Origin of the sequence: Streptomyces sp. NPDC051921 (genome assembly GCF_040680975.1) — a bacterium.
Classification (GTDB): Bacteria; Actinomycetota; Actinomycetes; order Streptomycetales; family Streptomycetaceae; genus Streptomyces.
This window is the reverse complement of record NZ_JBFAXU010000003.1, coordinates 432,135-439,178: the sequence shown is the minus strand read 5'-3', so window position 1 is coordinate 439,178 and position 7,044 is coordinate 432,135. Positions and strand designations below refer to the sequence as shown.

Here is a 7,044-nt window from a genome sequence, read left to right as displayed (position 1 = left end):
ATCGCCTGCGGCGTCCTGGCCGGCTGGGCGCCGTGGCTCCTCTACCAGGAGCGCACCATTTTCCTTTTCTACGCGGTGGTGTTCGTCCCGTTCCTTCGTCCGCGGGGCGGGCGAGCGGCGGTAGGGTGCCGCCGTGTCCGAGCATCTGCGCGACTTCACGGGCTACGGCGCCGAGCCGCCGAGGGCCGACTGGCCCGGCGGGGCCCGCGTGGCCGTCAGCCTCGTCCTCAACTACGAGGAGGGCGGCGAGCACAACGTCCTCGACGGCGACCCCGCCTCGGAGGCCTTCCTGCACGAGGTGGTCGGTGCTCCCCCGGTGGTCGGGGGCCGGGACCTGAACGTCGAGTCGATGTTCGCCTACGGCTCGCGGGCCGGCTTCTGGCGTGTGCTCCGTACGGCCGAGGCGCACGGTGTGCCCCTCACCGTCCACGCCGTCGGCCAGGCCCTGGAGCGCAATCCGGACGCGGCGCGGGCGATGGGCACCGCGGGCTGGGAGGTGGCCGGGCACAGCTGGCGCTGGATCGATCACCGGGACGTGCCCGAGGAGGTCGAGCGCGCCGACATCGCCCGTACGGTGGAGGCGATCGAGCGACTCGTCGGGCGCCGGCCGGTCGGCTGGTACACCGGCCGGACGAGCCTCGCCACCCGGCGCCTCGTCGTCGAGGCGGGCGGTTTCCTCTACGACTCCGATTCCTATGCGGACGACCTGCCGTTCTACGTCGAGGCAGCCGGCCGGCCGCACCTCGTGGTGCCGTACAGCCTCGACGCGAACGACTTCAAGTTCCTGCTCGTCCACGGGTTCACGACCGCGGACGACATGCTCGCCTACCTCGTCGACACCTACGACGCCCTGCACGCGGAGGGCGCCGAGCGCCCCCGCATGATGAGCGTCGGCCTGCACGGCCGGATCATCGGCCGCCCGGGCCGCGTCCGCGCGCTGGACGGCTTCCTGCGGCACGTCGCTCGGCGCGGCGGGGCGTGGTTCGCCACGCGCGAGCAGATCGCCCGGCACTGGCTGGCCACGCACCCGCCGCTGCCCTGAACCCGCCGCTCGGCGGGCCCGGGTGACGGGCGCGCCGTGCTCAGCGGACGGCGAGGGCGACGATCTGGGTGACCGCGTCCTCGACGAAGTTGTCGTCGCTGACCAGGATCAGCGTCCGTTCGCCGGACGGAAGGTCCGGTCCCCACGTCATGCCTTCGGTGTTGTCCACGGTGGACAGGCCCAGGGTGTCGAAGTCCGCGACGAGCGTCTTGCGCATCGGCACCACGGGCTGCCCGGCCAGGGAGTCCGTCGCCCGCACGTCGGTCGCCCCGCGCGTGGTGGTGTCGTAGAGGCGGATCTTGTATCCCGCGCCGGCGACCCACGTGCGTTCGAGGACGAGGTAGCGGTCGGGGGCGTCGGGGAAGGCGAGGATGGACGGGACGCCGGTGTCCGGGCCCCAGGGGCTGGTCGGGTCGGACTCCGTGAAGATCTTCTCGATGGGGTACGCGAACTGACCGAGCACCCGGCCGTCGCGGGTCTGCCGCGTGACCCGGACGAGCGCGCCGTGCTGCAGGTCGGGCACGGGCCCGTCCTGGAGCAACGGGCCCTCGACCGCGCTGGTGACCACCCGGCCGTGCGAGCCGAAGGTGATGGCCTCGACCGCCTGGTTCCGGCGCGGGCCGCGCTCTTCCATGGTGATCTCGTAGTTCGCCGGCAGCCGCAGCTGACCGCGGTACCCGCCGGTGCGGTCGGCGAACTGGACGGACGGCTGGATCACCGGTCCGGCGCCGGCCGTCTTGGGCCGGTCGCCCTCCTGCGCCCACCAGTAGGTGCAGCTGCGGGGGTCCACCCGGATCTCCTCCGGGTCGACGGCCTTGCCGTCGCCGGCGGACGGCGACGGGTGGACCGAGCCGTCGGGCTGCAGGAACGGGTGGGTGCCGGTGAAGTCGACGGAGTGCACGCCGCCGGCGTCGACGTCCAGCTCGGCGGTGTAGAAGCGGGCGGGCTGGAGGACCGAGCGGTCGTCGCTGAGGAACACGTACTCGCCGGTGCACCGGTCGCGGTCGACGCCGGAGAAGCCGCCGACGGTGGTGCCCTCGAAATCGAGCTTGTGCGGGACGATCTTCTCGCCGAGCAGACGGGCGGTCGCGGCACGCTCGGACGGGCGGTCGGGGCCGCCCGGTTGGGCCGCCACGGCCATCGCGGGGGCCAGGGTCGAGGTCAGCAGCAGGGCTGCGGCGCAGACGCGGCGCGTCAGGGAAGCTCTCACGTCGATGATCTTGGCCTCCGCCTCCCTCGCGGCGCAGTCACCCAACCGGGTGTTCCTGCCGACGTGCGGCCCTGGCCCCCTGATCACGGCCCCGACAGAATGCGCCCATGACCGATGACTCAGCGACACCCGCCGTCCGCGTCGAACGTGCGGGACCCGTGACCACCGTCGTCCTGTCGCGGCCCGCCGCCCGCAACGCCGTCGACGGTCCGACGGCCCGTCAACTGGCCGCTGCGTTCCGGACGTTCGAAGCGGATGCCGAGGCCTCGGTCGCCGTGCTGTGGGGCGAGGGAGGAACCTTCTGCGCGGGTGCCGACCTCAAGGCGATCGGCACCGGACGGGGCAATCGGGTGGCGCCCGACGGCGACGGCCCGATGGGGCCCACCCGGTTGCGGCTCACCAAGCCGGTCATCGCGGCCGTCGCCGGTCACGCGGTCGCGGGCGGGCTGGAGCTGGCGCTCTGGTGCGACCTGCGCGTGGTCGAGGAGGACGCGGTATTCGGGGTGTTCTGCCGCCGATGGGGAGTACCGCTGATCGACGGCGGCACGGTACGGCTGCCGCGGCTGATCGGCGAGAGCCGTGCCATGGATCTCGTCCTCACCGGCCGGCCCGTGCCGGCGGCCGAGGCGTACGCGATCGGGCTCGCCAACCGCCTGGTTCCGCCGGGCCGGGCCCGGGCCGCGGCGGAGGAGCTCGCCCGGGAGATCGCGGCCTTCCCGCAGCTCTGCCTGCGTCACGACCGCCTGTCCGTGCGGGAGCAGCACGGCCTGTCGGAGTCCGAGGCCCTGGCGGCGGAACTGCGGCACGGCATGGTGCCGCTGTCGGCCGGTGAGACCTCCTCGGGGGCCGCGCGCTTCAGCGCGGGGGCGGGGCGGCACGGTTCGTTCGGCGACTGACCGGCCGGCGGGGCCGCCGGGGTCCGGTCCCGGCGGAACGGCCCGGGTCAACGCGGCGTGACGTCGGCGTGGCCCGGCACCGGGGGCCTTCCGGGGGTCTCGCCCGGCTTCAGGGCGGGTCGGGCGGCCTTGCCGTTCTTCAGCCACCCGTTCTTCGCTCCCCGGTCCGCGCCGGGGTTCGGCTCTCCGGGCGCCCGACCCTGTCCCCGTCCGTGCCCCGCCCCCCGCGCTTTCCCGTCGCGCTCCTCGCGGTCGGCGTCCGGATCGGGCACGGTCGGCGCAGGAGGCTCCGGGCGGGGCGGTCGCGGGACGGGACGCCCGGTGCCGCGGTGCGGGGCGGTGGTGGTGGGATCGGGATCCGGGGCAGGGCCGTCGCCGAGGCGACTCGGCAGGTCTCCGGAGGCCAGCGCGGCGCCGCCGAGCGTGAGGCCCGCGAGCAGTCCGGCGAGCACCGCGCGCAGCGCGCGCCGCCGAAGACGGCGGTCCGTCGCGGGGGCCCAGTCGTCGCGGCGGCGGGTGGGCAGGCCGGCGTCGCGGGCCTCGCGGAAGGCGCCGAGGGCGGCGGGGCCGAGCTCCGGGTGCGCGCCGTCCCGGGTCAGCGCGGTGCGCAACGCGTCCTCCAGGGCGCGGTGTTCGTGATCGTGCGGCATGTCCGTCACCTCCCTCTTCCCTTGAGTTCTCGCGCGAGTCGCTTCAGTCCCCTGTGTGCCGCGGACCGTACCGCACCGGGTCGTTTGCCCAACACCCGGGCGGCGGTGGGCCCGTCGAGGCCGACGACGACGCGCAGCAGCACGGCCTCGGCCTGGTCTCGCGGCAGGCCCTTGACCAGCGCGAGCGCCTGCTCCGTCGACAGGGTCTCCAGTGCCTCGCCTGCGGTGTCGGCGGCGGCCGGCAGATCGAGGAGGTCCTGGTCGACCGGGGCGGCGCGGGGGCGGGAGCGCTCGCGGCGCAGATGGTCGAGGGCACGGTGGCGGGCTATGGTCGCGGTCCAGCCGCGGAATCCGGCGCCGTCGCCGCGGAACCGCCCGAGGTCGCGGGCGATCTCCAGCCACGCCTCGGCGGCCACGTCCTCGGCGTCCGCGCCGACGAGTCCGCGGACGTAGCCGAGGAGTCCGGGGTACACCGTCCGGTACGCCTCGGCGAAGGCCTCCTCGTCGCCGCGCTGCGCCCGTTCGACGGCCGCGCCGAGTCGGAGGTCGCGGGGCTCCGTGGGCGCACGACCGCCGGCCTCCTCGCTCACACGTCCCTCTTCACAGCCGGTCCCGTCAGGAAACTCCGGCTGCGCCCGCGGAACCGGAAGGCTCTCATCCTGTCAGACCGTCAGCACCGGCCCGCCGTCAGCCCGTCGGAGGGGCAGCCGCGACGACGCGGCCGTGGCGGCCGACGTCCGTGCAGGGTGAGGAAGTAGGTCCGGAGGGACTCCTGGGGGCCGATCTCGAAGCGGTTGACGGTCCGGCCGAGGGGGTTCCAGAGGCGCCCGTCGGGCATCCGTACGGCGACGGGGTGCCCGAAGGCGGTCCGGACCGGGTGGTCCGGCGGCAGGTCCACCCACTCGGCCCCGGCCTGGCGCACCAGCACCTCGCCCACGTAGGCGCCGAGGCCGAGCAACGGGCCGGCCACGTCCTTGCGTCCGGCCCCGCCCCGTCTCAGGCCGTCGATGAGCCGGTCGACGACGGCCAGGCTGGTCGCGCTGTAGTCCAGCGGCAGGCGCGCCCTCGCGAGGACGCGTCCGACGAACTCGGACGCGTACCGCTCCATCTCGGCCGCCCTCGGTGCCCGTTCTTCGCGAGCCATTCCTGATCACCCCTGCCGCTCGACGCGTCGCGGCGGGGCCCGGAGGGACCCCGCCGGATGATCAAGCGGATCGCGCGCGCGGAACGTCACGGGGCGGCAAGGTGACGCTGCTCACAACGGATGTGACGGAACATCAGCCCAGCGGTGACACCTGGACCGGCTCCGCCACGGCGAGTCGGCGGACGGCGGGCAGGTCGGCGTAGAGGTGCTCGCCGGGGCACTCGGTGGGGAAGCCGTCGCGGTGGCCCGAGATCCGCGACAGGGTGACGACCTGGCCCTTCTTGTAGAGGCCGTTGTCCGCCGCCGCGGTGAGGTCCACGGTCCCGGCGGGGTCGTGGCCGTACAGGCCGAGCTTCCAGGCGGCCACGCCCGCGAGGGCGTCCAGCACCGGCTGCGTGGAGACGGCCTCGTTGTAGTTGCCGAGGACGGCGATGCCGGCGGTGTCGGTGTTGAAGCCGTACGTCTGGGCGCCGAGCACGGGCTTGTCGACGCCGCCCGCGCGGCCCTCGAAGACGGTCCCGCACTTGTCGACGAGGAAGTGGTAGCCGATGTCGTTCCAGCCCTGGCCCTGCACGTGGTACAGGAAGATCGCGCGGATGACGTCGGCCGACTGCTCGCAGGTGTAGTCGTTCGTCCCGGCGGTGTGGTGGACGAAGACCGCCTTCGTCTCGGTGGTGTACGTCGGAGGGGCCACGACGAGCGACTCGTCCGCGCCCCAGCCGGACCGCGGCGTGATCGCGGGGCGCTCGGCCGCGGCTGCCGCCGGGGCGTCCGGCACCGTCGCGCCCTCCGCCGCCCCGCCCGCGGTCGCGGCCCCGGCGGGCCGCGCCCCGGCGGACCCCGCTCCGGTCCACGGGTCGACCAGGTCGACGCGCAGCCCGGCGGGCAGTTCCGCCCCGGCGCCGCCTGCCGCGGCGATCCGCACCTGCACCCCGTCCGAGGCGCCGGTCCACAGCGGCTGGGTCCCGGCGCGCACCCCGGCGCCCCGGCTGTCCGGCCCCGCGCCGGGCGTCCGGACGTCCTGGTCGAGCGCGCGCCAGCCGGACCAGGCGCCGGTGCGGTGGTCACGGGTGCGGACCTCCGCCGTACCGCCGAGTTCGGCACGGGGGTCGGCCCAGGTGAGCCCGACCATGCTGAAGGGCGCGGTGCGCCGGGCCGAGAGGGTGCGGCGGGCCGGGTCGGCGCCGTCGAGCGCGATGCTGGTCAGACCGCCGTGCCCCGTCCAGGCGGCGGATGCGGCGAGTGCCGGGGCGGGGCCGGCGACGCTTCCCGCGGGCCCGGCCAGGCCGGTGGACGCCAGGACCACTGCGGCAAGTCCGGCGACGGTGGCGGCGCGGACGGTGCGGCGGAGGAGGTTCGGTATCACGGGGTTCCTTCGAGGTCGGTTCCGGTGGAGGTCGGGGCGTCGGGCCGCGCGCCCGCGCAGGTGCCGCGCCCGAAGACGCCTTCCGCGGTGGAGCTCTGGACGTGGCGCCCGGCGACACTGAGACCGCAGCTCGCCCGGCCCCCCTTCGCGCCGAGGGTGACGCTGACGGCCGGGGTGGCGCCTTCGGGCAGCCGTACGGTCTTGCGCCACGGCAGCCGGGCGTTCCTGACGACGTCCTCGGCGCCGCCCTCCCGGTAGGAGATGTCGGCGGTGCCCTCGCCGAGGACCTCGTACGCCACCTCGGTGGTGCGGCCCCCGGTACCGTCCCCCGCCGCCCGCTCGTCCCCGGCCGGCCCGCCGGAGCCGACGAGTCCGTACGCGAGCAGCGCACCGCACACCAGCAGCAGCGCCCCGACGCCCGTCGCCGCGAATCGGCGGCCGCGGCGACGCGATTCCTGTGCGGATCCAGGCCTTTCGGGGCTTTCGGTGTTTCCGAAGTTCTCGGGGTTCTCGGGGTTCTCGGATCCCTCCGGGTGCACAGGGTCCTCTGTGGGCGGCATGACTGCTCTTTCGCTCGGCGGAAATTCCGCTGCGTTATACACCACCGAGATCGACGAGATCCAGGGGCCGAACGAATCGGACGAATTCACCTTCCCGAACTCCCGCCATCTGCCGACACACCATCAGATGCCCGAATTCTGAGAGTGGTTGACTCCACGTCGACCCTCTGATTAGA

The 7,044-nt window shown here is 74.6% G+C and carries 9 protein-coding genes; 3 read left to right on the top strand and 6 right to left on the bottom strand.

What is annotated here, in order from left to right; genetic code table 11:
• Window positions 1-133: 133 nt before the first annotated feature.
• On the top strand, window positions 134-1,042 hold the full coding sequence (gene puuE, locus AB0M16_RS06670) for an allantoinase PuuE (protein WP_365339459.1): 909 nt from the start codon (window positions 134-136) through the stop codon (window positions 1,040-1,042).
• Window positions 1,043-1,082: 40 nt separating this feature from the next.
• On the opposite strand, the gene AB0M16_RS06665 is transcribed toward puuE, so the two are convergent.
• The gene (locus AB0M16_RS06665) at window positions 1,083-2,252 is read right to left on the bottom strand and encodes an esterase-like activity of phytase family protein (RefSeq protein WP_365339457.1); all 1,170 of its coding nucleotides are present in this window, start codon (window positions 2,250-2,252) and stop codon (window positions 1,083-1,085) included.
• 107 nt (window positions 2,253-2,359) lie between these two features.
• On the opposite strand from AB0M16_RS06665, the gene AB0M16_RS06660 reads away from it, so the two are divergent.
• Window positions 2,360-3,148 carry a crotonase/enoyl-CoA hydratase family protein gene (locus AB0M16_RS06660; protein WP_365339455.1) on the top strand — a complete coding sequence of 263 codons (789 nt, stop codon included), beginning with the start codon at window positions 2,360-2,362 and terminating at the stop codon, window positions 3,146-3,148.
• Window positions 3,149-3,195: 47 nt separating this feature from the next.
• Here AB0M16_RS06660 and AB0M16_RS06655 read toward each other — a convergent pair whose 3' ends face one another.
• The 5 genes from AB0M16_RS06655 to AB0M16_RS06635 all read right to left on the bottom strand — a co-directional run bounded on the left by AB0M16_RS06655 (window position 3,196) and on the right by AB0M16_RS06635 (window position 6,868).
• Window positions 3,196-3,798 carry a hypothetical protein gene (locus tag AB0M16_RS06655; protein ID WP_365339453.1) on the bottom strand — a complete coding sequence of 201 codons (603 nt, stop codon included), beginning with the start codon at window positions 3,796-3,798 and terminating at the stop codon, window positions 3,196-3,198.
• 5 nt (window positions 3,799-3,803) lie between these two features.
• Entirely contained in the window at window positions 3,804-4,388 is a 585-nt protein-coding gene (locus AB0M16_RS06650; protein ID WP_365339451.1) for an RNA polymerase sigma factor, read from the bottom strand.
• Window positions 4,389-4,468: 80 nt separating this feature from the next.
• The gene (locus AB0M16_RS06645) at window positions 4,469-4,942 is read right to left on the bottom strand and encodes a hypothetical protein (RefSeq protein WP_365339449.1); all 474 of its coding nucleotides are present in this window, start codon (window positions 4,940-4,942) and stop codon (window positions 4,469-4,471) included.
• A 133-nt stretch (window positions 4,943-5,075) separates the two neighbouring features.
• Window positions 5,076-6,308 (bottom strand): peptidoglycan recognition protein, encoded by a 1,233-nt coding sequence (locus AB0M16_RS06640; protein ID WP_365339447.1) that lies wholly within the window; start codon window positions 6,306-6,308, stop codon window positions 5,076-5,078.
• Complete coding sequence (locus tag AB0M16_RS06635; RefSeq protein WP_365339445.1) at window positions 6,305-6,868, bottom strand: hypothetical protein; 564 nt, start codon at window positions 6,866-6,868, stop codon at window positions 6,305-6,307. Before AB0M16_RS06635 ends, AB0M16_RS06640 begins: the two co-directional genes overlap by 4 nt.
• Here AB0M16_RS06635 and AB0M16_RS06630 point away from each other — a divergent pair.
• Window positions 6,867-7,010 carry a hypothetical protein gene (locus AB0M16_RS06630; RefSeq protein WP_365339443.1) on the top strand — a complete coding sequence of 48 codons (144 nt, stop codon included), beginning with the start codon at window positions 6,867-6,869 and terminating at the stop codon, window positions 7,008-7,010. The two genes, AB0M16_RS06635 and AB0M16_RS06630, sit on opposite strands and share 2 nt — an antisense overlap.
• Window positions 7,011-7,044: the final 34 nt, after the last annotated feature.